24 protein-coding genes and 1 tRNA gene are annotated in these 23,607 nt (G+C 40.2%); 15 read left to right on the forward strand and 10 right to left on the reverse strand.

Annotated features, from left to right (window positions below):
* Positions 1–154 precede the first annotated feature (154 nt).
* Together ACEO2X_RS02875 and ACEO2X_RS02880 are read right to left on the reverse strand one after the other, a co-directional pair.
* Positions 155–802 (reverse strand): HAD-IB family hydrolase, encoded by a 648-nt coding sequence (locus ACEO2X_RS02875; RefSeq protein ID WP_371971042.1) that lies wholly within the window; start codon positions 800–802, stop codon positions 155–157.
* The gene (locus ACEO2X_RS02880; RefSeq protein ID WP_371971043.1) at positions 769–1,974 is read right to left on the reverse strand and encodes a DUF1615 family protein; all 1,206 of its coding nucleotides are present in this window, start codon (positions 1,972–1,974) and stop codon (positions 769–771) included. Before ACEO2X_RS02880 ends, ACEO2X_RS02875 begins: the two co-directional genes overlap by 34 nt.
* Before the next feature lie 84 nt (positions 1,975–2,058).
* Here ACEO2X_RS02880 and dusB point away from each other — a divergent pair, with 84 nt between their 5' ends.
* Entirely contained in the window at positions 2,059–3,084 is a 1,026-nt protein-coding gene (gene dusB, locus ACEO2X_RS02885) for a tRNA dihydrouridine synthase DusB (RefSeq protein WP_004973043.1), read from the forward strand.
* A 42-nt stretch (positions 3,085–3,126) separates the two neighbouring features.
* On the opposite strand, the gene ACEO2X_RS02890 is transcribed toward dusB, so the two are convergent.
* Positions 3,127–4,173 (reverse strand): nitronate monooxygenase family protein, encoded by a 1,047-nt coding sequence (locus ACEO2X_RS02890; RefSeq protein ID WP_004973046.1) that lies wholly within the window; start codon positions 4,171–4,173, stop codon positions 3,127–3,129.
* Between the two features lie 159 nt (positions 4,174–4,332).
* On the opposite strand from ACEO2X_RS02890, the gene ACEO2X_RS02895 reads away from it, so the two are divergent.
* Positions 4,333–4,848 (forward strand): hypothetical protein, encoded by a 516-nt coding sequence (locus ACEO2X_RS02895; protein WP_371971044.1) that lies wholly within the window; start codon positions 4,333–4,335, stop codon positions 4,846–4,848.
* 402 nt (positions 4,849–5,250) lie between these two features.
* Here the strand turns inward: ACEO2X_RS02895 and ACEO2X_RS02900 are convergent, their stop codons facing one another.
* Positions 5,251–5,595 (reverse strand): hypothetical protein, encoded by a 345-nt coding sequence (locus ACEO2X_RS02900; RefSeq protein WP_004973048.1) that lies wholly within the window; start codon positions 5,593–5,595, stop codon positions 5,251–5,253.
* Between the two features lie 252 nt (positions 5,596–5,847).
* Between ACEO2X_RS02900 and ACEO2X_RS02905 the strand changes: the two genes are divergently transcribed.
* The gene (locus ACEO2X_RS02905) at positions 5,848–6,066 is read left to right on the forward strand and encodes a DUF1653 domain-containing protein (protein WP_004973051.1); all 219 of its coding nucleotides are present in this window, start codon (positions 5,848–5,850) and stop codon (positions 6,064–6,066) included.
* A gap of 87 nt (positions 6,067–6,153) precedes the next feature.
* Here ACEO2X_RS02905 and ACEO2X_RS02910 read toward each other — a convergent pair whose 3' ends face one another.
* The 3 genes from ACEO2X_RS02910 to ahpC form a co-directional block, all read right to left on the reverse strand.
* Entirely contained in the window at positions 6,154–6,360 is a 207-nt protein-coding gene (locus ACEO2X_RS02910) for a hypothetical protein (protein WP_004973053.1), read from the reverse strand.
* Between the two features lie 249 nt (positions 6,361–6,609).
* Positions 6,610–6,927, reverse strand: a complete 318-nt coding sequence (locus ACEO2X_RS02915) for a hypothetical protein (protein ID WP_225530638.1) — start codon at positions 6,925–6,927, stop codon at positions 6,610–6,612.
* Positions 6,928–7,272: 345 nt separating this feature from the next.
* The gene (gene ahpC, locus ACEO2X_RS02920) at positions 7,273–7,836 is read right to left on the reverse strand and encodes an alkyl hydroperoxide reductase subunit C (protein ID WP_004973058.1); all 564 of its coding nucleotides are present in this window, start codon (positions 7,834–7,836) and stop codon (positions 7,273–7,275) included.
* Between the two features lie 375 nt (positions 7,837–8,211).
* Here ahpC and ACEO2X_RS02925 point away from each other — a divergent pair, with 375 nt between their 5' ends.
* The 12 genes from ACEO2X_RS02925 to ACEO2X_RS02980 all read left to right on the forward strand — a co-directional run bounded on the left by ACEO2X_RS02925 (position 8,212) and on the right by ACEO2X_RS02980 (position 21,313).
* Positions 8,212–12,171, forward strand: a complete 3,960-nt coding sequence (locus ACEO2X_RS02925) for a DUF3418 domain-containing protein (RefSeq protein ID WP_096900927.1) — start codon at positions 8,212–8,214, stop codon at positions 12,169–12,171.
* 30 nt (positions 12,172–12,201) lie between these two features.
* Positions 12,202–13,314, forward strand: coding sequence for a beta-ketoacyl-ACP synthase III (locus ACEO2X_RS02930; RefSeq protein ID WP_371971045.1), 1,113 nt, complete (start codon positions 12,202–12,204; stop codon positions 13,312–13,314).
* Positions 13,315–13,511: 197 nt separating this feature from the next.
* Positions 13,512–14,933 (forward strand): cysteine--tRNA ligase, encoded by a 1,422-nt coding sequence (gene cysS / locus ACEO2X_RS02935; protein ID WP_167846083.1) that lies wholly within the window; start codon positions 13,512–13,514, stop codon positions 14,931–14,933.
* Positions 14,934–14,998: 65 nt separating this feature from the next.
* Positions 14,999–15,074, forward strand: a tRNA-Gly gene (locus ACEO2X_RS02940).
* A 403-nt stretch (positions 15,075–15,477) separates the two neighbouring features.
* A complete protein-coding gene (locus tag ACEO2X_RS02945) occupies positions 15,478–16,455 on the forward strand; it encodes a KpsF/GutQ family sugar-phosphate isomerase (protein WP_004973067.1) in 978 nt (325 codons plus the stop codon).
* Between the two features lie 3 nt (positions 16,456–16,458).
* Positions 16,459–16,998 carry a KdsC family phosphatase gene (locus ACEO2X_RS02950; protein WP_371971046.1) on the forward strand — a complete coding sequence of 180 codons (540 nt, stop codon included), beginning with the start codon at positions 16,459–16,461 and terminating at the stop codon, positions 16,996–16,998.
* A gap of 39 nt (positions 16,999–17,037) precedes the next feature.
* Positions 17,038–17,580: an LPS export ABC transporter periplasmic protein LptC gene (gene lptC / locus ACEO2X_RS02955; protein ID WP_371971047.1), complete on the forward strand. Its 543-nt coding sequence runs from the start codon at positions 17,038–17,040 to the stop codon at positions 17,578–17,580.
* Positions 17,570–18,136, forward strand: coding sequence for a lipopolysaccharide transport periplasmic protein LptA (gene lptA, locus ACEO2X_RS02960; RefSeq protein WP_104852159.1), 567 nt, complete (start codon positions 17,570–17,572; stop codon positions 18,134–18,136). Before lptC ends, lptA begins: the two co-directional genes overlap by 11 nt.
* Positions 18,136–18,903 (forward strand): LPS export ABC transporter ATP-binding protein, encoded by a 768-nt coding sequence (gene lptB, locus ACEO2X_RS02965; protein ID WP_371971048.1) that lies wholly within the window; start codon positions 18,136–18,138, stop codon positions 18,901–18,903. Before lptA ends, lptB begins: the two co-directional genes overlap by 1 nt.
* A gap of 222 nt (positions 18,904–19,125) precedes the next feature.
* Positions 19,126–19,725 carry a YigZ family protein gene (locus ACEO2X_RS02970; protein ID WP_096900925.1) on the forward strand — a complete coding sequence of 200 codons (600 nt, stop codon included), beginning with the start codon at positions 19,126–19,128 and terminating at the stop codon, positions 19,723–19,725.
* Positions 19,718–20,344: a DapH/DapD/GlmU-related protein gene (locus ACEO2X_RS02975; RefSeq protein ID WP_371971049.1), complete on the forward strand. Its 627-nt coding sequence runs from the start codon at positions 19,718–19,720 to the stop codon at positions 20,342–20,344. The genes ACEO2X_RS02970 and ACEO2X_RS02975 overlap by 8 nt, the downstream gene beginning before the upstream one ends.
* 126 nt (positions 20,345–20,470) lie before the next feature.
* Entirely contained in the window at positions 20,471–21,313 is an 843-nt protein-coding gene (locus ACEO2X_RS02980; RefSeq protein WP_371971050.1) for a universal stress protein, read from the forward strand.
* A gap of 171 nt (positions 21,314–21,484) precedes the next feature.
* Here ACEO2X_RS02980 and ACEO2X_RS02985 read toward each other — a convergent pair whose 3' ends face one another.
* The 3 genes from ACEO2X_RS02985 to fdxA all read right to left on the reverse strand — a co-directional run bounded on the left by ACEO2X_RS02985 (position 21,485) and on the right by fdxA (position 23,498).
* Positions 21,485–22,150, reverse strand: coding sequence for an O-methyltransferase (locus ACEO2X_RS02985; RefSeq protein ID WP_325780916.1), 666 nt, complete (start codon positions 22,148–22,150; stop codon positions 21,485–21,487).
* Positions 22,151–22,313: 163 nt separating this feature from the next.
* Complete coding sequence (locus tag ACEO2X_RS02990) at positions 22,314–23,033, reverse strand: D-Ala-D-Ala carboxypeptidase family metallohydrolase (RefSeq protein WP_168525430.1); 720 nt, start codon at positions 23,031–23,033, stop codon at positions 22,314–22,316.
* A 141-nt stretch (positions 23,034–23,174) separates the two neighbouring features.
* A complete protein-coding gene (gene fdxA, locus ACEO2X_RS02995) occupies positions 23,175–23,498 on the reverse strand; it encodes a ferredoxin FdxA (protein WP_004973093.1) in 324 nt (107 codons plus the stop codon).
* Positions 23,499–23,607: the final 109 nt, after the last annotated feature.

Raw genomic sequence — 23,607 nt, forward strand, 5'->3', positions numbered from 1 at the left:
TTATGCAGAATCATCAGCTATTTTATTAAGAGAAAACTCTATTTTTATTTTCTATTCTGGGTATAAAAAAGTAATCACCATAGGCGGCATCCGCTACATGTAACTTAAAAAACCCACAATTCAAATTGTGGGTTTTTTATTTCACTCATCAAAATCAAGCCAGTTTTTTATAAGCCATAATTTCAGGTAAGGTTTGATCTACACCGACCATATATGGATGGGTTGCTAAACTCAGCATGGCATCATCTTCATCACTATTACCATACGCATAAATAGCAGCATAATTTTCTAAATCATATTGTTCTAAAATCCGTATTTTCTTTTGTTCCTGACTGCAATCAGGTGTTGAATATCGCCCTGTAAATTGCTGCTTTTCAATTGCTGTTTCAGTACAAATCAAAGCGACATTTAACTGCTGACAAATATACTGTAAATAAATATCTACACTTGCAGAAACCACCACCACATCATCACCATTGAATTGATGTTGTTTTAATTGCTGTAACAGTTGTGGGTTTAGATCATGCATTAAATCTGCTGCATAGCGTTGTGCAAGTGCTAATATTTCAGTTGTACTTGCATCTTTAAACATGGCATTAAACAATTTAGGGCGCATGGCATGTGCAGGATAGACTTTTAAATAAAAGGCCTGAATCCACGGTAAGGTTTTTAAACCTTGTTTGATAATGTGTCGTTTAGATAACGCATAGAAAATGAACCCCGTAAAACTGTCTTTGCTGCACAGGGTTCCATCAAAATCAAATAAGGCTAAATTTTTATATTTTTGGCTTTTTGCATGCATGTTTTATAACGTCCATTGACTCGCGTAGCAAACCAATTGGTGTTGTAATCTCGACTCAGTTTAGGCCCTGAAATGACCACTTGCGGCATCATGGCATAAAATGGCTCTTTGCCCGTTTGTGCTTTATAAAGTTTTGTAACCGCTAAATAGGTTGCAGTGTCTTCAAATTTCTTTTCTTTTTCTTTTTTTAAGTCTGCACGAATTTGTCGTGGTGTAACCAAAATATTATGTTTGGCAAAAACAGCAATTAATTCACGTTCTGATTCACTCTTTGCATTACGCACACCGCCATCTTTAGCGTAAAGAAGTAAATCACCATCTAAATCGAGTTCAGCTTCGGTTAAATCATTCAGCATACTTTGGAATGCAGCATTGCGGCTCGAATACATGCCCGAGTTATAGTCAGCAAAACGGTATAGCGGTTGATCATAGTCGGCAGGGTACATCATTAAACGATGAATCCCATAATATAAGCCACCATACTGGGTATATAGATCACTGCGTAACTCTGCGATGTTACCACTTTGACGTTTATGCTCTTTGGCATAGCTAATATGCACTTGCATAGAACCTAAAGTGGTAATTGGATTAAGTTTTTCGCCAATATTTTGTCCAAACAGTTTGGCAGCACCTGTTAGTGCAGATACGTGATAATGTTTGGCCATATAGTCAAAAATTTCACGATACAATTCATCTAATTCACGTTCGGTTTTCACACGACGCATTTGGCTTAAATAGTTATCTTCAGGGCTAGGATGGTTTTTTAGTACATCCTGAAAATAGCCTGCAACCGTACCGCCAATCGCTTCGCCCAGTTTATCTTTAAATTTTTCATCCAAACGATCTTGTACTTCTTTAACAGCTTTTTCACCCAAACCATAAACTTGTGGGTCGGCTACAAAGTTCGATTCCTGATCCACCACGGCAATGATGGTGCACATATTTTCTTTGGTTTGTGGGATGCCCAATTGCTCTGAAATATCGTAAATATCTTTTGCCCAAGCACTACGCTCACTGACCCTATTCGGAATGAGTTTGCGGATTTGTTCTGCTTCAAGGGTTGGCTCATTGTCCTTAGACCACCATGCGCTATCTCCACAGGCAGCCAAGCTTAATGATAAAGCAAGCACGCTGAAGAGTTTCATCAAAGAAGTGAATACAGTGTCTTTCATAGTATAGGGAAAACTCGTTCCAAATGGATGAGCCCAAAGGGCAGATGCAGTATACTATGCCAATCGTTAAAGTTAAGAATATATATGTATATTGGTCCCTATCAACTGTCAAATAATTTGATCGTTGCCCCGATGGCAGGTGTCACTGATAGACCCTTTCGCTCACTGTGCAAGTACTTTGGTGCAGGGCATGCGGTCAGTGAAATGATGACCTCTGACAAAACTTTGCGCATGAGTAAAAAGAGTTTGTATCGTGCCAACTTTGATGGGGAACTTGCACCAATTTCTGCACAAATTGCAGGTTCAGACCCGCATGATTTGGCCGAAGCCGCACGTTATCAAGTCGCCAATGGTGCACAAATTGTTGATATCAATATGGGATGTCCTGCCAAAAAAGTCTGCAATAAGTTGGCTGGTTCGGCTTTATTGCAAGATGAAGATTTGGTGGCACGCATTTTAGATACTGTGGTTGCCGCGGTGAATGTGCCTGTGACACTGAAAACTCGCTTAGGTTTTTTGAATGGGCAGGAAAATATTTTACGGGTTGCCAAACGCGCAGAACAAGCAGGCATTGCTGCATTGGCATTGCATGGGCGTACCCGTGAAGATATGTATTTAAACCGTGCACGCTATTCACTGATTAAAGAAGTGAAAAGCATGCTCAATATTCCTGTGATTGCCAATGGTGATATTGATAGTCCTGAAAAAGCCAAATATGTCTTGGACTATACAGGCGCAGATGCGATTATGATTGGACGTGCTGCGCAAGGACGTCCGTGGATTTTTCGGGAAATCGCACATTATTTAGCAACAGGTGAGCTGTTAGCAGCACCGAGCATTGCAGAAGTTCAAAAAGTATTACTTGGACATTTAGCTGAGCTGTATGAATTTTATGGTGAATATTCAGGTTGTCGTATTTCACGTAAACATATTGCTTGGTACACTAAAGGTTTACGTTCAAGTAATGAATTCCGTCAAAGTATGTATCAAGTAGAAAGTACGGCAGAGCAATATAAAGTGGTGGAAGATTACTTTAATCAGCTACTTGCGCATGGTGAAATCATGAGTGATGTGCAGGTTGAAGCGGTGAACTTATTAGATACAAAATAAAAACCCAACCGTGATACACAGTTGAGTTTTTCGTACGTAAACTTAGCGTGCGTGAATCATTTCCAAAACCAACTGATTAATTAAATCTGCGGCCTCTAATTCACGAATCTGACTGACATTACTGCCTGCCCAAAAAGGGGCATAACCTTGCTCGCCTTGTGTGACGGCTGCTGAATGCAACTGTTTTGCAAGATCATACGTATATGGATAGGTGGGCACAGTTAAACGATTTGGTGTATCTACCTGTGTATGCCAATGATTAATTAAACCACGGGCAGAGCGTCCAGAGATGCTGTCGGTAATTTGAGTAATGTTTTGCTGAAATAAAGCTTGTCGATAAGCTGGATTGGCATTGGAACTTTTACATTGCACAAAGGCTGTACCCAGCTGTACCGCAGAAGCGCCCAATTTCAGCATTAACTGTGCTTGCTGACCATTCATAATGCCACCTGCGGCAACCACTGGCAGGGTACAATGTTCACGAATCAGTTGTACTAAATCGCTGGTTTTAATTGCACTATCAAAAGTTTGGTTAAAGATACCCCGATGTCCACCTGCCTCAATGCCTTGGGCGATAATGACATCAATTCCCGCTGCTTCAATGGCTTGAGCTTCGGCTAAGTTGGTTGCTGAAACCATAGTAATGATTCCTGCATCTTTTAAAGCCTGAATTTGATGCGCATGCGGAATCCCGAAGTGAAAACTGACGGCTTGTGGTTTAGTTTCTAGTACAAGATCTAAATATCCATCATGGTCTTTAAAACTTGGATAAATACAATTTAGTTGACTCGGTGCAGTTGCGCCATAGCGTTCAAAGATTGGCTGAAAATGTGCAATCCACGCTTGTGCAGCGACTTCATCTAGTGGACTTGATTCATGGCAAAAGAAATTGACCTGAAATGGAAAATCAGTCAGTTCTTGAGTGCGTAAAATTTGCTCACGTGCAGCATCTACCGTGTTTGCACCTAAACCGAGTGAGCCAAAACCACCTTGATTAGAAACCTCGGCTGCAAGTTCGGGAGTAGAAACGCCAGCCATTGGAGCAAGAAAAATAGGATGCTTTATATTCAGTTGTTCTAATAAGGTCATATTATTTACTCCATGTTTTTATCTACTTTGCCCAACTCTAGGTAGATTGGCAAATCATATCCGTCATTTCTTTATGAAATGTTAAGATGAGCGATATCATTAAATTTGCAGATGCTTTCAGGCATAATAAGCCTGATGTATGAATTGATGAGTAAATTAATGAAGCCTTTCGTTTATGGTGGTTTGCTTGTGGTGTGTGGATTAAGTGCGTGTAGCAATCCACAGCAAACTCAAGTAAAAATTGATCCAAAGCAATATCAGGTTCAGGATGCGACTGCATTACAACAGCGTATAGATGCTTTAAATGTCAAATTGGCGCAAGACTTCAAACAATTAAAACAAGTCGAAAATATCGCATTTGCGCATCAATTCCCTTTAGATGTAAATAACTTACAAACTTTAAATCAGCATTTAGTCGCCAGTACTGCTTTAAAGCCGACTAAAATTGCTTATTGCGATATGATGAATGGTTATTTTGCTGAGTTATATCGCTTAGGACATAACAATCTAGATTTTCTTAAAGATGTAAAATTACCGCGTGCAGAGCAGGAAAATTTGGCTGAAAATTTTGCCAATGCAGAATCTTATTATGATTTTATTTTGAATCGTTACACCAGTTACCGCCAAGTACAACAGACCATGGGCTATGGTTGTAATTTAAAAGCAGCGTTATAGTTGCGGCAGGATTTAGGTTTACTAGGGTCTGTTGATATTTCATAAATGGCTTGCGCTGTAGGCTAAAACTGAGCAGATTAGGCATGAAACGCAGGGAATAACGGGTTTATTTTCAAGTTTTATAACGCAATCTGTGAAAGTTTAGCCACATGAGCAAAAACAAAGCACTGCTTTGTTTGCTGCGCAAGGGTACAAGCATATTTTTTGCTGCTATTACGTTATGTGCCAGTCATTTAGAATGAGTAAATTTCCTGTCCCATGCCTTATATCAGCTAAAAAACCTTGCGAGATATATCTCTCATGTCGCAAACATAGACGAATTGTCAACAGACCCTAATTAAATCGTGCTGAATAAAAAACTCCTGAGAACTTGCTCAGGAGTTTTTGTTTTATACAATCAAATTATTGTTGTGCTTTTTCTTTCACATTTGCAGCACCTTGTTCAACCGCACCTGCAGTCGCAGCAGTTGCATCTTTAGCAGCTTGTACAGTCGCATCAGCTGCGTTTTCTGTTGCTGTTGCAACATTGTGTGCAGCATTTTCAGTTGCTTGCGCTGCGTTATCTACCGCAGTTGCTGTAGCAGTAGCAGCTTCATGTGTTGCATCTTTGGCATCATGTGCAGCTTGAGCCGCAGCGTTTTCTAAGTGTTCACCCGTAGTTGCCCCTGTTTCTGGTGCTTTTTCTTTTGCACAACCTACAAGTGCTACAGTGGCAGCAAGACCTAAAGCAATAAGAAGTTTATTCATTATCATGTTTCCTTTTTTTTCATCCACTTAAGATGGGATAATGCGAATATAACCAAAAAACAATCAATTTGAAGCTTAAAATTGTTCAAATAATGTAATGCGTTTAGATATTTTTTTGTTGTGTAGATTAGAACGATAAATTAGAGAAAAATATGCCGATGTGATTCATTTTTTCTGATAAGGTGAAATCTTAAGAATGGTTACAGTTTTTTATTGTACAGTAATGCCATTCTGTAAGATTGGGATTGTAAAATGCTTAAAAAAGGGATTTATCAACATTATAAAGGGCAATTGTATCAAGTGCTGCATGTGGCTACACACAGTGAAACCCAAGAGAAATTGGTGGTTTATCAATGCTTATATGGCGATTATTCTATTTGGGCCAGACCGCTTGATATGTTCACGGAGAGTATTACTTTGGATGATGACCGTGAACAGGAACGCTTTAAATTGATTCAAGAAGTGTATTAATATTTGAAGTTATTTACCTATTTAAAACGATCCAATCTATTTTTAGATTGGATCGTTATGTGGATGCTCAAAGTTTAATAAAATCAATTATTGAATGGAAATACGGTTAAAGCTTAAATCGTATGCTAAATATTTACTCACAAAAGCTGCTTTATCACTGCGTCTTAATAAGTTGTCATAAATAAATTGTGGTACAGGATGGAATAAATCCCCAGAGCCATTTTCGTAAAATATTTTTAAATAACGTGAAGATGCACTGTATGTCCAGGATGTCACGGCAAGTGTTTTACCCATAAGCAACTCCTTTATTTTTTATATTATTTTTCACAGAATAAATCTGCTTATTTTGAACATAAGTGAAGTGCTTGCTAAAAAGTATTACAGAATTGTAACTTTTGAATATAAGTTTTTTGCGCAACCTAAACGTGCCAAAAACGACAAAACTATTATGAAGCGAAATAAAACACCACATTTAGGATGTGGTGTTTATGCTTTGCACATGAATAGTCATTCATTTAAATAAAATGATTGAAAGACTAGATTTTATAGATGACGACATTGATCTTCTTTGTCACCAGAAACACGGTTTGTGCCGCCAGTCGGTTTTACGCGGTTATCTTCACATTCTAAATTGCCATTCACGCGGTTATTTTTTACAACGATTGAGCCTGAATTATCTTTAAGTTGAATATTGCCATTTACACGGTTTGACGTGAGTTGGATGTTACGCCCATCTTCGAGTTGGATATTGCCATCAATGCGGTTGGCATGTGCATTAACCTGACTAAAGTTTCCTTTAGATTCTAAATTGCCATCAATCGTACTATTTTTAATTGCCGTATGTGAGTTGGAATGCAACATTAGGTTGCCCTTAATAGTCACATGATCAAGAACACATTGTTTATGCACTTTGACATTATCATCAATAGTTCGATTTTTAATGCTGCCATTACAGTTGAAATCAGCTAAAGCTGGCACTGAAAATGCTATTAATGTTGAAAGTAAAAATAATTTTTTCATAGAACAGCCCTCAAAAATAAATCTCATAACTGTTACCGGTACAGATTCGATTGTAGTGTTGTAATGTTTTTACATTTTCTATTCTAGAGATGAAATATGAATAAATAAGGTAGAAAAGGGTGATGTTCTGATTAAAAAAAACCACGCAAAATATGCGTGGTTTTTTTGAGTGGTTTAATCTAAAACTTAGATTTTACCTACTAGGTCGATAGATGGGGCTAAAGTTGCATCACCTTCTTTCCATTTAGCTGGGCATACTTCACCTGGGTGAGCGTGAACGTATTGAGCTGCTTTAACTTTACGAAGAAGTTCTTGAGCATCACGGCCAATACCGCCAGCATTGATTTCGATGATTTGGATTTTACCTTCTGGATCAATTACGAAAGTACCACGGTCAGCAAGACCAGCAGATTCGATTAATACTTCGAAGTTTTTAGAAAGCGTCCAAGTTGGGTCGCCAACCATTACGTATTGGATTTTTTTGATTTCTTCTGAAGAATCGTGCCAAGCTTTGTGCGTGAAGTGAGTGTCAGTAGAAACTGCATAGATTTCAACGCCTAATTTTTGGAATTCTGCGTAGTTGTCTGCAAGGTCACCAAGCTCAGTTGGGCAAACGAAAGTGAAGTCAGCAGGGTAGAAGAATACTACAGACCATTTGCCTTTAAGATCAGCTTCAGTTACTTCAATGAATTGACCGTTGTGGTATGCATTTGCTTTAAATGGTTTAACTTCAGTATTAATTAAGCTCATCATTGTCTCCATGATTAAGGTTTGTATTTCGTTGGCAATAGAGTATCTAATTTTGTTTTATTGCTGAAATGGTATTTTTACATTACTAGCATCGGAAAAACAAATGAGTATGTAAAAAGCGTACACTTTCATCACAGCATTATTGAGTCTTTATTAGGCCTCAAAATGATGATGATTGCATGACAACCTATTTTTCAGGTTCAAATACAACCCATTTCAAGCAATTGGTGAACATACATCTATATGGGGATGCTATTTTGAAATTCAAGGGGGGATTTAAAACTTTTTAAATACGCATTCTAAATCACTGTTCTTTCGCTTAAAGGCATTACAGCGTAAAATACGCGTTTGTGTTTTGGTTAGGAAGCGTATTCTGTGCAGAGTCATTTAAATGTAGACCACCTCGTTTTGGCGCGTGATCGTCATCGTTTAAATCGACTACGAAAAGGCAAAGATGCCAATCCAAAGCAATATCAGGAATTATTTGAAAAATCTAATTTAAAAGTGTTGGAGCGTGCACAGCGTATTCCCAACATTAAGTTGAATCAAGATTTACCTGTGACTCAATCTGCCGAACAGTTGATTACTGCAATTCAGCAACATCAGGTCATTATTGTGGCGGGTGAAACAGGTTCAGGGAAAACTACACAGTTACCACAAATTGCAATGTTGGCAGGTCGTGGTTTAACGGGGTTAATTGGTCATACTCAGCCACGACGTCTTGCTGCGCGTAGTGTATCGCAGCGTATTGCCGAAGAAGTTGGCGAAAAGTTAGGTGAGTCCATCAGCTTTAAAGTTCGTTTTAATGAACAGGGTTCGCAAGATTCAATTGTCCGTTTAATGACCGATGGTATTTTGTTAGCAGAGCTTGCCAATGATCGTTATTTAAATAAATACGACACCATTATTATAGATGAAGCGCATGAGCGTTCTTTAAATATTGACTTCATTATGGGCTATTTAAAGCAACTTTTGCCACGTCGCCCTGATTTAAAAGTCATCATCACTTCTGCAACTTTAGATGTGCAGCGTTTTAGTAACTATTTTAACGGCGCACCTATTTTTGAGGTCGAAGGTCGAAGCTATCCTGTCGAAGTACGTTATCGTCCAATTTCTGAATTAAGCATTGGTGGTAGTGATGATGATGAGTTTGATGACTTTGAAGAAAACTTGCCACGCGCAGTGGTGCAAGCGGTAGAAGAATGCTTTGCCGATGCACAGGAAAAAGGTCATCCTGAACATGCCGATATTCTAATTTTTGCCAGTACTGAACAGGAAATTCGGGAGCTGCAAGAAACCTTGCATAAGCATGGACCGCGTCATACTGAAATTTTACCGTTGTATGCGCGTTTGGCTTTGGCGGAACAACAAAAAATTTTTAATCCTTCAGGTGGTGGTCGTCGCATTATTATTGCCACCAACGTCGCTGAAACCGCACTCACTGTACCCAATATCCGCTATGTGATTGATAGCGGTTTTGCACGTATTTCACGTTATAACTATCGCTCACGGGTGCAGCGTTTACCGATTGAAGCAGTATCTCAGGCAGCAGCGAATCAGCGTAAAGGACGTTGTGGTCGTATTGCACCAGGCGTTTGTATTCGCCTGTATTCAGAAGAAGATTTTTTAAGTCGCCCAGAGTTTACTGAACCTGAAATTAAACGCACCAACTTGGCATCGGTCATTTTACAAATGCAAAGTTTAGGCTTGGGTACGCTCGAAGATTTTGATTTTATTGAGCCGCCAGATCATCGTTTAGTCAATGATGGGCGTAAACTGTTGATTGAACTCGGTGCGATGATTGAGAAGGGTAAAGCCCCTCTTTTAGACGGAATGAGTAGCTCTGCGACGCAAAAGGGAGACAATCATCCGAATAATTCCACTAAATCCACCGCTAATAAAGGTGAGCTTCAAGGCAGCAGCTTAACCAAAATTGGTCAGCAAATGGCAAAAATGCCGATTGATCCACGATTGGCACGTATGATTTTAGGCGGTGCACATTTTGGGGTGTTAAATGAAGTCCTGATTATTGTAGCGGCATTGGCGGTACAAGACCCGCGTGAACGTCCTGCAGACAAACAAATGCAAGCCGATCAAAAACATGCTTTGTTCCGTGAAGCAGATTCTGACTTTTTATTCTATTTAAAATTGTGGGAAACTTTACACGAAAACCGTGATGGCATGAGTGAAAACAAACGTCGTACTTTTGCCCGTCAGCATTTTTTAAGTTGGTTGCGTTTACGTGAATGGAAGAAAACTCATGAACAATTGGTGGATTTGGCGCGTGGCTTAAAACTGTCGTTTAATGAGAAAAAAGCCAGTTATGAAAATCTGCATCGGGCGTTATTAACAGGGTTGCTTTCTTTTATTGCCAATAAAACCGATGAGCGCAATGTATTTATGGCGGTACGCCAACAAAAAGCACGAATTTTCCCTGCATCGACTTTGCATAAAACCAATACACCGTGGGTCATGGCATTTGAGATGGTGGAAACTTCGCAAGTGTATCTACGTACTTTGGCAAAAATTGAACCCGAATGGATTTTATTGGCCGCACGTGATTTGCTGAAGCATCACTATTTTGAACCACATTGGTCTAAAAAAGCAGGCGTGGTGAATGCCTATGATCAGATTTCGCTGTTTGGTCTAATTATCGAGCCGAAACGTCCTGTCAATTACGAAAAGGTCGATCAGGAAGCCGCCCATGAAATATTCTTACGTGATGCTTTAACCACAGGCAACTTGGGCATTACCCCACCATTTTTAAAACACAACCTGCTTAAACTGGAAGAAGTGGAACGGGTTGAAGATAAATTACGTCGTCGTGATTTAGTGGTTGATGAAGAAACTATTTATCAATTTTATGCCGCCAAAGTACCTGCAGAAGTTGCAAGCCGTCGTTCCTTTGAAGATTGGCGTGCCACAGTAGAGCCGCAAAATCCACGTTATTTATTTGTGGAAGATGATGCACTTTGGCTGAATGATCGTCCGACCACGCAGCAATTTCCTGACTATTTGCGTAATGGTGAGCTGCGCTTGGCGGCCAGTTACCGTTTTGACCCCAGCCATGATGAAGATGGCGCAACCGTTAAAATTCCAGTGCAAGCGTTGGCACAGGTCGATGAAAATATCTGGTCGTGGGGTGTTCTGGGTTGGCGTGAAAATTTAATTGAAGCCTTGCTCAAGACTTTGCCTAAAGATAAGCGTCGTCATTTGGTGCCTATTCCAGACACAGCTCGAAAGTTGCTACAACGTGTTGATGCGGTAAATTTACGCGAGCACATTTTTAGCTTTTTGGCATTCCAGTTACGCGCAGAGCACATCACCGAAAAAGACTTTAGCTTTGAGCGAGTAGATGCGTATTTATTGCCGTTCATTAAAGTGTTAGATGAAAAAGGGCGGGTGATTGAGCAAGGGCGTGATTTATCTGAATTAAAAGCGCGTTGCCGTACCGAAACTCACAGTCCAGTAAAACAGTTACACGGCGAATTCCAAACCTTCCCTGAACGATTTGTATTTGAAGCCTCGCAAAAAGTCACGGGCGTAGTGGTTAAGCAATATCAGGCGTTGGTACCAAGTAAAGCTTTTGCAGAACTTTCACAAAAAGATGAATCGGGTGTGGTGATTCAAACCTTTAATGATCAGCGCGAGGCGATTCATCAGCATCGTGAAGGGGTGATTCGTTTGCTGCATGTGCAATTAGGCGATTTATCACGGCAATTGAAAAAGCAAATTGCCAAACCATTGGCCTTGGCGTACTCACCTTTGGGTGATAAAGCACAACTTGAGCAAATGTTGATCTATGCGACCTTGCAAAGCATTATTTGTGACGTGCCAGTCAACTTGGAAGAGTTTCAAAACTTGCAGCTTGAGGTAAAAAAGACTTTTCTCAGTCATGGTCAAACCACGCTGCGTATCTTTAATGAAATTTATATTGCTTGGCAAGACATCCGCCGTCAGCTCCTTATGCTAGATGAAGCCGTGTTTGCCAAAAATATGGATGATATTGAAGATCAGCTGGACTTAATGCATCTGGCAGACTTTGTGTATAGCAAGCCTGTAGAGGTGTGGAGCGAATATCCGCGCTATTTGAAAGCGTTGTTATTACGTTTAGACCGCTTACCCAACAACTTGCAAAGAGACGATGCTGCCATCGCCCAAATTGACCCTTGGATGGACAAATTGTTTAAACACAAACAAGATGCCCGACTCAAGGAATTGTACTTTATGGTGGAAGAATTACGCATATCGCTGTTCTCTCAACCCATGAAAACCAAAATGCCAATTTCTGCAACTCGGCTGCAAAAAGTATGGGAAAAGCTCGGAATCAGTTAAGATATAAGTAATTTCTAGAAGGAGTTTTACATGGGCATTCGCATTACAGGTACTGGTCTTTATCACCCAGAAGATGTTATTACCAATGAAGAATTGGTCGAAAGTTTAAATGCTTATGTGGAACAGTATAATCAGCTCAATGCTGACAAAATTGCAGCAGGTGAGCTTGAAGAACGTCGTGGCTCAAGTGCTGACTTTATCGAAAAAGCCTCTGGGGTAAAACGCCGTTATGTGTCAGAAAAAACAGGTATTCTGGACATTAACCGTTTACGTCCAAATTTACGTGAACGTGGCGATGATGAAATTTCGCTACAAGCGGAATGGGGCGTAATTGCTGCAAAACAAGCCATGCAAAATGCAGGTGTGTCTGCAGAAGATATCGATGTAGTGATTTTATCTTGTTCAAACTTGCAACGTGCTTATCCTGCAGTGGCGATTGAAATTCAAACTGCGCTTGGTATTCAAGGTTATGCCTATGACATGAACGTGGCGTGTTCTGCTGCGACTTTCGGCATTAAGCAAGCGCATGATGCGATTAAAGCAGGCGCGCGTCGCGTGTTATTGGTGAATGTCGAAATTACCTCAGGTCATAACGATTTCCGTTCACGTGACTGCCATTTTATTTTTGGTGATGTAGCAACTGCTTCAATTTTGGAAGACACTGAAACCAAAGCAGGTTTTGAAATTTTGGACATGAACCTGTTTACTCAGTTCTCGAATAATATCCGTAATAATTTCGGTTTTTTAAACTTAAGTGAAAATGCAGATATTGACGATAAACGCTTCCATCAAGATGGTCGTAAAGTCTTTAAAGAGGTTTGCCCGTTAGTCGCTAAAATGATCACTGCGCAACTGGTAAAGAATCAAATTGCGCCAACCGAGGTGAAGCGTTTCTGGTTGCACCAAGCCAATGCCAGTATGAATGAACTGATTTTGAAATTGGTAGTCGGCAAAGAAGCTGCACAACCTGGTTTGGTGCCTATTATTTTAGATGAGTTTGCCAATACCTCATCGGCAGGGGTAATTATTGCCTTACACCGTACTGCACATGAAGTCGAAAACGGTGAATATGGTGTCTTGTGTTCATTTGGCGCAGGCTATTCAGTTGGCGCGATTTTGGTACAAAAACGTGATGCTGCATAAGGTTTACTCACTTTATAAGATCAATCCAAGTTTAAGATTAGTATTGAACGTTCCTTCTCCTTCGGGAGAAGGTGTGGTCGAGTGAGTACTCATCACTCGCAATATCCTCATACAGAATAAAAACATCGAAAAACTTTATGAAAAATAATGCTTAGGTTAAGATGGAGCATCTTTTAATAGACCTATTTTGAAAACCTATGCAACCATTTGTTCTATATAACTCAGAGCAACGAAAAAAAGTTGAATTTGTTCCGCGTAAAGAAGGACATATCGACATGTATGTCTGTGGCATGACGGTTTATGATTACTGTCATATCGGGCATGCGCGGGTTATGGTTGCATTTGACTACATCATTCGCTTTTTGCGCAGTCAAGGTTGGAATGTGAAATATGTCCGCAACATTACCGACATTGACGACAAAATTATTAAACGTGCCAATGAAAATGGCGAGAGCATTCAAGCTTTAACAAATCGTTTTATTCAAGCCATGAATGAAGATGCGGCAAACTTAGGCTGTGTTGAACCTGATGCTGCACCACGTGCCACTGAATATATTGATCAAATGCAAAATATGATTGGTAATTTGGTCAATAAAGGCACAGCTTATCCTGCAAGTAATGGCGATGTTTATTTTCAGGTTGAAAAATTTGACAAATATGGCCGTCTTTCAGGTCGCAAGCTAGAAGACATGCAGGCGGGCGCGTCTGAGCGTGTTGATGTTGAAGTCGACAAAAAGCATCCATTTGACTTTGTTTTGTGGAAACATGCCAAAGAAAATGAACCATCTTGGGCTTCGCCGTGGGGCAATGGACGTCCGGGTTGGCACATTGAATGTTCTGCGATGTCGACTTGCTGCTTAGGTAATCATTTTGATATTCATGGTGGTGGTTCAGACTTAATGTTCCCACACCATGAAAATGAAATTGCCCAGTCTGAAGCATCAACAGGTGAGCAGTATGTAAATTACTGGATGCACGTTGGCTTTATTAATGTCGATGGCGAAAAAATGTCGAAGTCATTGGGTAACTTCTTCACCATTCGTGATGTGATGGAAAAATTCCATCCTGAAGTGATCCGCTACTTTATTGTGTCATCGCATTATCGTAGCCCTGTAAACTTCTCCGATGTAGCACTCAAAGAAGCCAAAACCGCATTATCACGTTTCTATCACTCATTTAAAGCTTATCAACAAGCGTACGGTACGCAAACAGTTGAGCAGTTAGATGAGGCTTTGGTGGAACGTTTTAATGCCGCAATGCGAGACGACTTTAATACAGCCGAAGCAATTGCAGTTCTGTTTGAAGTCAATAAAGAGCTGAACCGTTCAGTAAAAGAGCAGCAGGCAGATCAGGCGGCGGTGTACTATTCGACTTTGCGTCATTTGACCAATATTTTAGGTTTGGTGCAGCATGATGTTGACGAATTCCTGAAGTCTGATATTGGTCAGGACGCTTTAGGTTTATCTGAACAAGCCATTGCAGACTTCATTCAGCAACGTCAGGATGCCAAAAAAGCCAAAGATTTCGCCCGTGCTGATGAAATTCGTCAGTCTTTGCTCGATCAAGGTGTGGTCTTGGAAGATACCCGTCAAGGTACAGTATGGCGTCGTGCTGATTAATTGAGCACTTGGGAGCATAGAGAGTTGACAGTTGTATGAAATTCTCTATAATTCACTTCCATATTGCGGGAATAGCTCAGTTGGTAGAGCACAACCTTGCCAAGGTTGGGGTCGCGAGTTCGAGTCTCGTTTCCCGCTCCAAAATTTTAAAAAACGCTTATCGAAAGATAAGCGTTTTTTTATGGCTGTTTGTTACAGCTTGCTTGCAGTCAGCTTTATAGATGGGTTTGATCCATAATTTTTAGAGCATTTTCGTTGAAATATGCTTCTGAGCTAGTTCTATCTTTAGCTTTATCTGCAACTTTGAATCAATAAAATAAATAGCCTAAGCTCAAATATGATTGTTTTTCATTTGAAACTCGAGTCAAAAAGCGAGTTAATTAAAACAGCATACAAAAATGCGTTAAAACAAAAAACACACGCAGAATCAAAGTGTAGAATTGCATAGATATGCTAAAATTGCGAAAATTAAATGTGCTTCAATAAATCACTTTTATTGAGGTGTAGAAAATACTCAATTTAAGTTGAACGTTGAATGCCAAACATGTCAAATACCATTGATTTCCAATCTGTAGCCTTAGACACTTTAAGAATAGAAGAACAAGCATTACAAGTCTTGGCGACGCAAATTGATCAGCGTTTTAGCCGTGCCTGCGAAATCATGTTGCATTGCAAAGGGCGTGTTGTGGTCACAGGTATGGGAAAATCAGGTCATATTGGTCGTAAAATGGCTGCGACGTTTGCCTCTACAGGCACGCCGTCTTTCTTTATGCACCCGGGTGAAGCAGGGCATGGTGATTTGGGAATGTTGGTACGGGGTGATGTTTTAATTGCCATTTCCAACTCCGGCAAAAGTGATGAAATTATGATGTTGATGCCACTCATCAAACATCTGGAAGTTCCTCTAATCACAATTAGCGGTGATGATCGCGGGCCGATGCCACAAAATGCTGATGTCGCTTTAACATTAGGCAATATTCAGGAAGCTTGTCCACTTGGTTTAGCACCAACCTCAAGTACGACTGCAACCTTGGCATTAGGTGATGCATTGGCTGTAGCGTTACTTGATGCACGTGGTTTTACTGCCGATGATTTTGCTCGTTCACATCCTGCAGGCGCTTTGGGTAAGCGCCTGTTATTGCATGTGAAACATTTGATGCATACCGGTACAGAATTACCTAAAGTTGCACCAGATACACCAATGAACAAAGTGTTATACGAAATTTCAAACAAACGTCTAGGTTTAACCACAATTGTCGATGAAAATGACGTCTTGTTAGGCATTTTCACCGATGGTGATTTACGACGTTTAATTGATAAACAACAGGGCTTTGATGTGAATTTACAAGTTGGGCAAGTGATGACTCAACATCCTGCAACGATTTCACAAGAAGCACGTGCAGTTGAAGCTTTAGAACAATTACGTGACCGTAAAATCAATCAGTTTGTGGTGGTGGATGATGCCAATAAAGTCATTGGTGTGATCAGTATGCATGACTTGATTCAAGCAGGGGTAAACTAAACAATGGCATCTTATATTTTATTAGAGCAAGCGCGTCATATTGAAGCTTTGGTTTTAGATGTCGATGGAATTCTAAGTGATGGTTTTGTCACCTTAACCAACAGCGGTGATGAAATTAAATCATTCGATATTCGTGATGGTTTAGGTATGAAACTGGTGCAACAAGCAGGTGTTAAAGTCATTATCATCACGGGTCGTAAAAGTAATATTGTCGAAAAACGCATGTCCGATTTAGGTGTAGATTTGGTCTACCAAGGACGTGAAGATAAAGGCACTGCATTGCAGGAAGCCTGTGCCAAGTTAGGTTTATCACCTGCAGATTGTCTCTATATGGGCGATGACTGGCCTGATCTTTCAGCGTTTTCGATTGCAGGGATGAAAGTCACAGTGCCAAATGGACATATTGAAGTGCGTCGCCGTGCAGATTTAGTAACACAAGCCATGGGTGGTCGTGGTGCGGTGCGTGAAATCTGCGATATGATTTTAACAGCCAAAGGCGTATACCAAGAGTTACTTGAAAAGTATCTCACAATACCTCATTAATACGACATGCATTCAAAGATTTGAGTTACAGCCCCACTTATGGATACTAAAGTTTTATACGTTACTGCGATTGCAATTGCAGCTGTAAGTGGTGGTTATTACTATTACAGCGGTAAAGGCAAAAAACTGGAAACTGACACTGCACGTTCGATGACTTATTCAGCTGAGCAGATTCATCTGACCCAGACCGATGAGCAGGGCAATTTATATGTACGCGCTCAAATTGACCGTTTAGAGCAAGATATGCAGCAAAAGACCTCTAAGCTGGAAAATTTAAATGCTTCGATGTACAAAGCAGGTGAGGTCGATGCTACGTTCTATGCCAAGCAGGCACAAGGTTTTAATGACAATGAAAAAGTAGTGTTGTCAGATCAGGTTTTGGCAACCAAGTTACTCAAGCAAGGCAAGCTTACGCTTGAAACTGCTGAACTAAACGTGTTTCCCAAAACACGTGAAATTAATACTGATAAGCAGGTGGTGGTACAGTCACCACAAGCAGATTTTATCAGTCAGGGTTTAAAAGCCAATTTAAATGACGGCCAATACGAATTTTTTAATATTCGAGGAAAGTATGAACCATAAAACTAAGCTTACCGCGTCTAAAACGTTGATAAAACAAGCAGTACTTGTAGGCTTGGCGGTGCTTTCATCGGCAGGTAGTTGGGCAATTCCTTCTGACCGTAATCAGCCAATTAGCTTGGTGGCAGACCGTGCAACCTTTAGTGAGCGTTCAGGTGTGACGACCTATACGGGCAACGTGATTATTGAACAGGGCACCATGAAGCTACAGGCAGACTCTATTGTTGCCAATTTGAACAGTAAAAAAGAAATCAGTGTAATTACGGCTACAGGTAGACCTGCACAATTTCAGCAAAAAACCGATCCTGCCAAAGGTCTAGCGAAAGGCCAAGCGCAGAAGATTGTTTACAATGCAGAAACAGGCATTATTACCTTATCGGGTGGTGCGCTTTTAGAACAAGATGGTGCCAGTATTCGTGGTAATACCTTGCGTTATAGCATGAACAAAGGTGATGTTGAAGCAATTGGCACACCAAATAAAACAGGTTCTGATGCGGGTCGTGTCAAAATTGTGATTCCACCATCAAGCTCAAAATCATTCCCAGGAGCGCGTGATTAATGGATCAAAGCAGTGCAACACAGGACAGCACACAGCGCGGTCAGCAAATGCTATGTATTAAGCATTTAGCAAAAAACTACAATAAGCGCTGGGTAGTAAAAGACGTTTCATTTGAAATGAAAAGTGGTGAAATTGTAGGTTTACTAGGGCCGAATGGTGCAGGGAAGACCACTAGTTTCTATATGGTTGTGGGCTTGGTGCGTATGGATAAAGGCGAAATCCATTTAGATCAATTGGATTTGTCTGATCTTGCGATGCATGAACGTGCACGTAAGGGTATTGGTTATTTACCCCAGGAAGCTTCTATTTTCAGAAAATTGACCATTGCTGAAAATATTATGGCAATTTTGGAAACCCGCAAAGATTTAAACAAACAACAACGTCAGCAGCGTTTGGCTGAGTTGTTGGCAGATTTTAAAATCACACACATCAAAGATTCATTGGGGATGAGTGTGTCAGGTGGTGAACGTCGTCGTGCTGAAATTGCACGTGCTTTGGCCGCAGACCCTAAGTTTATGTTGTTAGATGAACCGTTTGCAGGGGTTGATCCCATTTCAGTCGGTGATATTAAAGATATTATCCGTACTTTGAAAGATCGCGACATTGGTGTATTAATCACCGACCATAACGTCCGTGATACTTTAGCCATTTGTGAACGTGCTTATATTGTTAGCGAAGGTTCAGTCATTGCAGAGGGTACACCGCAAGAAATTCTGGAAAATGAAATTGTGCGTGAAGTTTATTTGGGTGAAGACTTTTTTGTTTAAAGCTTGAATGTTCTAACCGTTATTGGTTTTCGTATGCTTACTGCATAAGTTGTAGAACAGAAAGTCGTGTAAACATTATTTAACCTTCTATACCTTTGAGGATAGAAGGTTTTTTCATGGTGGTTATCAGTCCAAATAAGCTATAACTCTAAATACGTTAGAGCGCTAAACACGTTATAATTATCAAGTTTTTATTTAACTGGTTGATTGATCTGGAGTGTTATGCCATTTACCATTGCTGCGCCCATCACTTTTGAAGAAGAAATTAAAAAAAGTCGATTTCAGGCAATTGCTGTGCCTGTAGATAATGAGCAAGCGGTAAAAACTTTTTTGGAACAGCAGCGTGATTCATCTACCACACATCAATGTTGGGCATGGAAAATCGGGCATCAATTACGTTTTAATGATGATGGCGAACCTTCAGGTACGGCAGGACGTCCTATTTTAGCCACGATTGAAGGCAATGAGTTGACTAATGTTTTGGTGTTGGTCAATCGTTGGTATGGCGGTATTAAATTGGGCACAGGCGGCTTGGTACGTGCCTATGGGGGATGTGCAGGGCAATGTTTGGCTCTAGCAGAAAAAATAGAACTGATTGAAAAAAAGACCGTGCAATTTTCCTGTCATTTTAATGAGTGGGCAATTTTACAATACGAGCTAAATAGTCAGCAGATTGAGTACAGCGAAGACTACACCGCCGAAGGCGTGTTGGTAAAGGCATTCATGCAAGTCGATCAAATAGACCCTTTAAAACTAAAATTACAAGATATTAGCCGTGGGCGTGAACAACTCAAAATCCTTGAGGATGATCAAGATGACTGAAGCAAATTCACCTGATCCATTATCGAAGTACCGTGAGCAGCATAAACACCGTTTAAACTACATGCCGTGGTTATATTGGTCATTAAAACCTAAACATCGTGCTTGGGCAGAAGCTTGGCAGCAGGAATATCAAGCTTATTTAATGGCAATGGAAACGGTAGAGATTGGCAAAAACTGTTTTATTTCACCATTGGCACATATTTTTGCAGAACCAGGACGTAAAATCAGTATTGGCGATAATACCTTTATTGCAGCCGATTGTACTTTGCATGGCCCTTTAGAAATTGGCAATGAAGTCGCGATTAATCACCACTGTATTTTAGATGGTGGCAGAGTTGGAATTAAGCTTCATGATCAGGTGCGTATCGCAGCATATTGTCATTTATATGCATTTGATCATGGCATGGCTTTGGATCAGCCGATCTATCAACAAGCGGTACGCTCACAAGGCATTGAAATTGGAGGGGATGTTTGGCTAGGTGCGCATGTTGGGGTTAAAGACGGTGTAAAGATTGCAGCACATGCCGTTGTGGGGATGAATAGCATGGTCACCAAAGACATTCAGGAACGTGAAATTGTGGCAGGAAATCCTGCAAAACTGATTCGTTATCGTGACTAGCTTTTATTCAGTCAGGCTAAATCTTTAAACTTGATTACATTTTTTCATGTCCCTGCAACACGAGTTGTGTTAAGTTAAAAATAACAACTAAAAAATAGCCTGCAAAAGGCAGTAAGAGAGGCAATAATGAAACGTGTAATTGCTTGTATTGATTCTTCGCCTTGTATTAATGCGCTTGCTGAAGCTGCTGCGTGGATTGCAACACAAACTCAACGTGAATTGGTGTTATTACAAGTTTTGGATTATTACCCCGCCAGTTATCATTTGGGGGAAATTAGTGGCGTGATTGGTTTTGAAAGTAATGCCATGTTACTCAAAGAATTAGCCGAATTAGAACAAAAACAAAGTGAATTAGCACTCGATTATAGCAACAATTTATTGCAGCACATTTCCAGTATGATTCAGGAAAAGTTCGGCATTGTACCTACCCACATTCAAGAAAAAGGCGACTTTTTAGAACAAAGTTTCAGTTTGTTGAATGAAGAAGATATTGTAGTCATTGGTCGGGTAGGAGAGAAATCGGCTGAGCGCAATAAAGCTTTAGGCAGCAATGTTGAAAACTTTATCCGTGGGGCAAATTGTACAGTAATGACTGTGGGTGAAAATTTTAAAGCACCGACACGTTTTATTTTTGCCTATGAATATTCACCAACCTGTATCAAAATGATGAAGCGAATTGCGCAAAGTGATTTGCTTAAATTATTGCAATGCCATTTGCTCTATGTGGGCGATCATCCAGAAGTGTTAAATGAGCCTGCAGATTTCTTAACCTCGGCAGGTTTGGATGTTGTAGTGGAATACCGTTATGGCGATGTTGCAGAGAATATTTTAGATTATCAGCGTGAGCATGGTATTCAGCTCATTGTACTAGGGGCGTTTAGTCACAGCAAAATTCATCAATTCTTCTTGGGCAGCATTACCACCAGCATTTTCCGTAATTCGACTGTACCGTTATTGGTCGCAAAGTAAAAACGTATTAAAAGACAAGAATAAGCGATTGTTTAGCTGAGCTGATCTAACTGTTGAGTGTCTGTCCATGGTTATCCGCATAAATTGTGGATAACTGTATGGACAGTACATGTAACATTATAATATATAATGTAAAATCGCTTTAGGTCGTTTTTTAACCTTGCTTTGGGTTTACTTTACAATCGCTAAAGCAAAGCCATCGTGACCTTTGCTGCCGACAGTTTGTAATGCGGTACACGATAAAATTCGAGGATGGTTTTGCATTACAGTAAACATATCACGAATACCTTCAATGCTCGGCTTGTGATTTTCAGGATTTAAAATTTCACCCGCACGAATCACGTTGTCTAAAAAGATAATTGTACCTGAACGGGAAAGATTAAGACTGAGCTCTAAATATTCAGGATAGCTTTGTTTATCTGCATCAATAAAAATAAAATCAAAGGCTTCTGTGTCGGCAGGGAGTGCTTTTAAAATATCGGCAGCACGCCCGACTTTCAATTCAACCTGTTGTTTCAGCTGGGCACGATCAATATTTTCTTGACCTAAAGCAGCGTGAGTATCACGTCCTTCAATTGTTAGAATATAACCATCTTCAGGTAGGGCGCGCGCGAGCCACATAGTGCTGTAAGCTGCAAAAGTACCCAACTCCAATACCCGTTTGCATTGGTTCATCTGAATGAGCATTTGTAGCAACATCCCCTGATTTGCGGCAACGGCAAGATGGTCTGGAAAACCTTTGGCATCGGTATTTTCCAAAGTTTGCGTCAAAATTGGGTCTTCGGGGATTAAATGTGATTCGATATAGTGATCGATATCCGTCCACATTTGTTGCATAGTCAGCTCACCTTTGTTGCGATGTGTGCATTGTAAACTTTTCTGCTTAGAGTGCAATTTATTACGCTGGGTTACTGTTGAATGCGACTGCTTTTAGATGCGATAGATGTAAAAAAGAGGCCAGTGTTGATCTCTTTTAAACATTCATTTGAAACAACAAAAGTTAGAAATTACATATAGATGAATGACGGCTTAAATCAGGCCCCCAAGTACGATAGCCTTGAGTATCAATATGAATTTGACCAGAAGCATATAAGCCCAAACCCATATTTAAACTTTGCCCATATTGATGCCAGAACTGGCACAGTCTGTATTTGGTACTTTCAATGTAGGCATAATCTTCGGCATTTGGGAATTGTGGACCAATTCTAAAATCAATCGCAGAGTTGAATAAATGTCTAGATGAATTTGCTCCACCTGCGCACTGATTCAATGGTAAATCACGATACACTGAGGTGACTTCAAAGTCGGTTAAAACTTTAGAGGCAACTAAATACTTAAATACGCGTAGGGTTGGTACTTGGTTTTTCCACAATTCACGACTTGGAATCATAAACTGTGAACGTCCACAACGCTGCCAATCTCGCGCAGTACGCATTAATTCAAAACTTGGGATAATATTGCCCACCCCATTTTGTTCTAAGAAGCGTTCATACTCACGGACTTGACGTAAATTGTCACTTACGGCCACCCAAGCATTGTAGGCGTAGGGCACAATTTTGGGTGCTGCCTGTCGTTCGTAGGTAATTTTTTCTTGAGGAATGAAAATTCGTTTTCCATCGGGCGTGGTGATCGTTGTTGTTCTGTCTGGGGTTGAGCTACAAGCCACCAAAAGCATGGGAACAATGCTGAACGAAAACAGCGCCTTGAAAAATTGCTTCATTAGGCAAATCAGATATTTATTTAAAGTGTCCGTATTCTAATCGAAAATGCGGGTTAAAATTTGAAAATATTGCAATCAAATGTGTGTTTTAGGTATAAAAAAAGATCAGCACAGGCTGATCTTTTTAAAAACAGGACAAACTTACTTTTCTAAGTATTGTAATTTGTCTGGCTTGCCATTCCATTCTTCACGGTCAGCAGGTTGATCGCCAATTTGTGTAATGTTTGGCCAAGTTTGTGAAAGCTCTGCATTTAGCTCAATAAAGACTTCTTGACCTTCTGGTAATTCATCTTCAGAGAAAATTGCATTTGCAGGACATTCTGGTTCACACAATGCACAGTCAATACATTCGTCTGGATTAATGACAAGGAAGTTTGGACCTTCGTAGAAGCAGTCAACAGGACAAACTTCAACACAATCTTGGTATTTACATTTAATACAGTTTTCAGTGACAACAAATGTCATGGCGACAGCTACCTAAAAATATGGTTCTAATTCAGAATAGTCTATTTTAGGCAAAAAACACTGCAACTAACAATTGCTTTTACTGATATTTGATATAGACAGTGCTACT

This window comes from Acinetobacter sp. AL9 (genome assembly GCF_041464035.1).
Classification (GTDB): domain Bacteria; phylum Pseudomonadota; class Gammaproteobacteria; order Pseudomonadales; family Moraxellaceae; genus Acinetobacter; species Acinetobacter towneri.

Excerpts from the sequence above, each read along its gene's own strand:
- ACEO2X_RS02900 (WP_004973048.1), bottom strand. The coding sequence starts at position 5,595 with ATGAATAAACTTCTTATTGCTTTAGGTCTTGCTGCCACTGTAGCACTT.
- dusB (WP_004973043.1), top strand. The coding sequence starts at position 2,059 with ATGTATATTGGTCCCTATCAACTGTCAAATAATTTGATCGTTGCCCCG.
- ahpC (WP_004973058.1), bottom strand. The coding sequence starts at position 7,836 with ATGAGCTTAATTAATACTGAAGTTAAACCATTTAAAGCAAATGCATAC.
- lptC (WP_371971047.1), top strand. The coding sequence starts at position 17,038 with ATGGATACTAAAGTTTTATACGTTACTGCGATTGCAATTGCAGCTGTA.
- ACEO2X_RS02880 (WP_371971043.1), bottom strand. The coding sequence starts at position 1,974 with ATGAAAGACACTGTATTCACTTCTTTGATGAAACTCTTCAGCGTGCTT.
- ACEO2X_RS02975 (WP_371971049.1), top strand. The coding sequence starts at position 19,718 with ATGACTGAAGCAAATTCACCTGATCCATTATCGAAGTACCGTGAGCAG.
- lptA (WP_104852159.1), top strand. The coding sequence starts at position 17,570 with ATGAACCATAAAACTAAGCTTACCGCGTCTAAAACGTTGATAAAACAA.
- ACEO2X_RS02945 (WP_004973067.1), top strand. The coding sequence starts at position 15,478 with ATGTCAAATACCATTGATTTCCAATCTGTAGCCTTAGACACTTTAAGA.
- ACEO2X_RS02990 (WP_168525430.1), bottom strand. The coding sequence starts at position 23,033 with ATGAAGCAATTTTTCAAGGCGCTGTTTTCGTTCAGCATTGTTCCCATG.
- ACEO2X_RS02875 (WP_371971042.1), bottom strand. The coding sequence starts at position 802 with ATGCATGCAAAAAGCCAAAAATATAAAAATTTAGCCTTATTTGATTTT.
- ACEO2X_RS02905 (WP_004973051.1), top strand. The coding sequence starts at position 5,848 with ATGCTTAAAAAAGGGATTTATCAACATTATAAAGGGCAATTGTATCAA.
- ACEO2X_RS02890 (WP_004973046.1), bottom strand. The coding sequence starts at position 4,173 with ATGACCTTATTAGAACAACTGAATATAAAGCATCCTATTTTTCTTGCT.
- ACEO2X_RS02985 (WP_325780916.1), bottom strand. The coding sequence starts at position 22,150 with ATGCAACAAATGTGGACGGATATCGATCACTATATCGAATCACATTTA.
- ACEO2X_RS02930 (WP_371971045.1), top strand. The coding sequence starts at position 12,202 with ATGGGCATTCGCATTACAGGTACTGGTCTTTATCACCCAGAAGATGTT.
- ACEO2X_RS02970 (WP_096900925.1), top strand. The coding sequence starts at position 19,126 with ATGCCATTTACCATTGCTGCGCCCATCACTTTTGAAGAAGAAATTAAA.
- ACEO2X_RS02950 (WP_371971046.1), top strand. The coding sequence starts at position 16,459 with ATGGCATCTTATATTTTATTAGAGCAAGCGCGTCATATTGAAGCTTTG.
- ACEO2X_RS02895 (WP_371971044.1), top strand. The coding sequence starts at position 4,333 with ATGAAGCCTTTCGTTTATGGTGGTTTGCTTGTGGTGTGTGGATTAAGT.
- fdxA (WP_004973093.1), bottom strand. The coding sequence starts at position 23,498 with ATGACATTTGTTGTCACTGAAAACTGTATTAAATGTAAATACCAAGAT.
- lptB (WP_371971048.1), top strand. The coding sequence starts at position 18,136 with ATGGATCAAAGCAGTGCAACACAGGACAGCACACAGCGCGGTCAGCAA.
- cysS (WP_167846083.1), top strand. The coding sequence starts at position 13,512 with ATGCAACCATTTGTTCTATATAACTCAGAGCAACGAAAAAAAGTTGAA.
- ACEO2X_RS02915 (WP_225530638.1), bottom strand. The coding sequence starts at position 6,927 with ATGTTGCATTCCAACTCACATACGGCAATTAAAAATAGTACGATTGAT.
- ACEO2X_RS02910 (WP_004973053.1), bottom strand. The coding sequence starts at position 6,360 with ATGGGTAAAACACTTGCCGTGACATCCTGGACATACAGTGCATCTTCA.
- ACEO2X_RS02980 (WP_371971050.1), top strand. The coding sequence starts at position 20,471 with ATGAAACGTGTAATTGCTTGTATTGATTCTTCGCCTTGTATTAATGCG.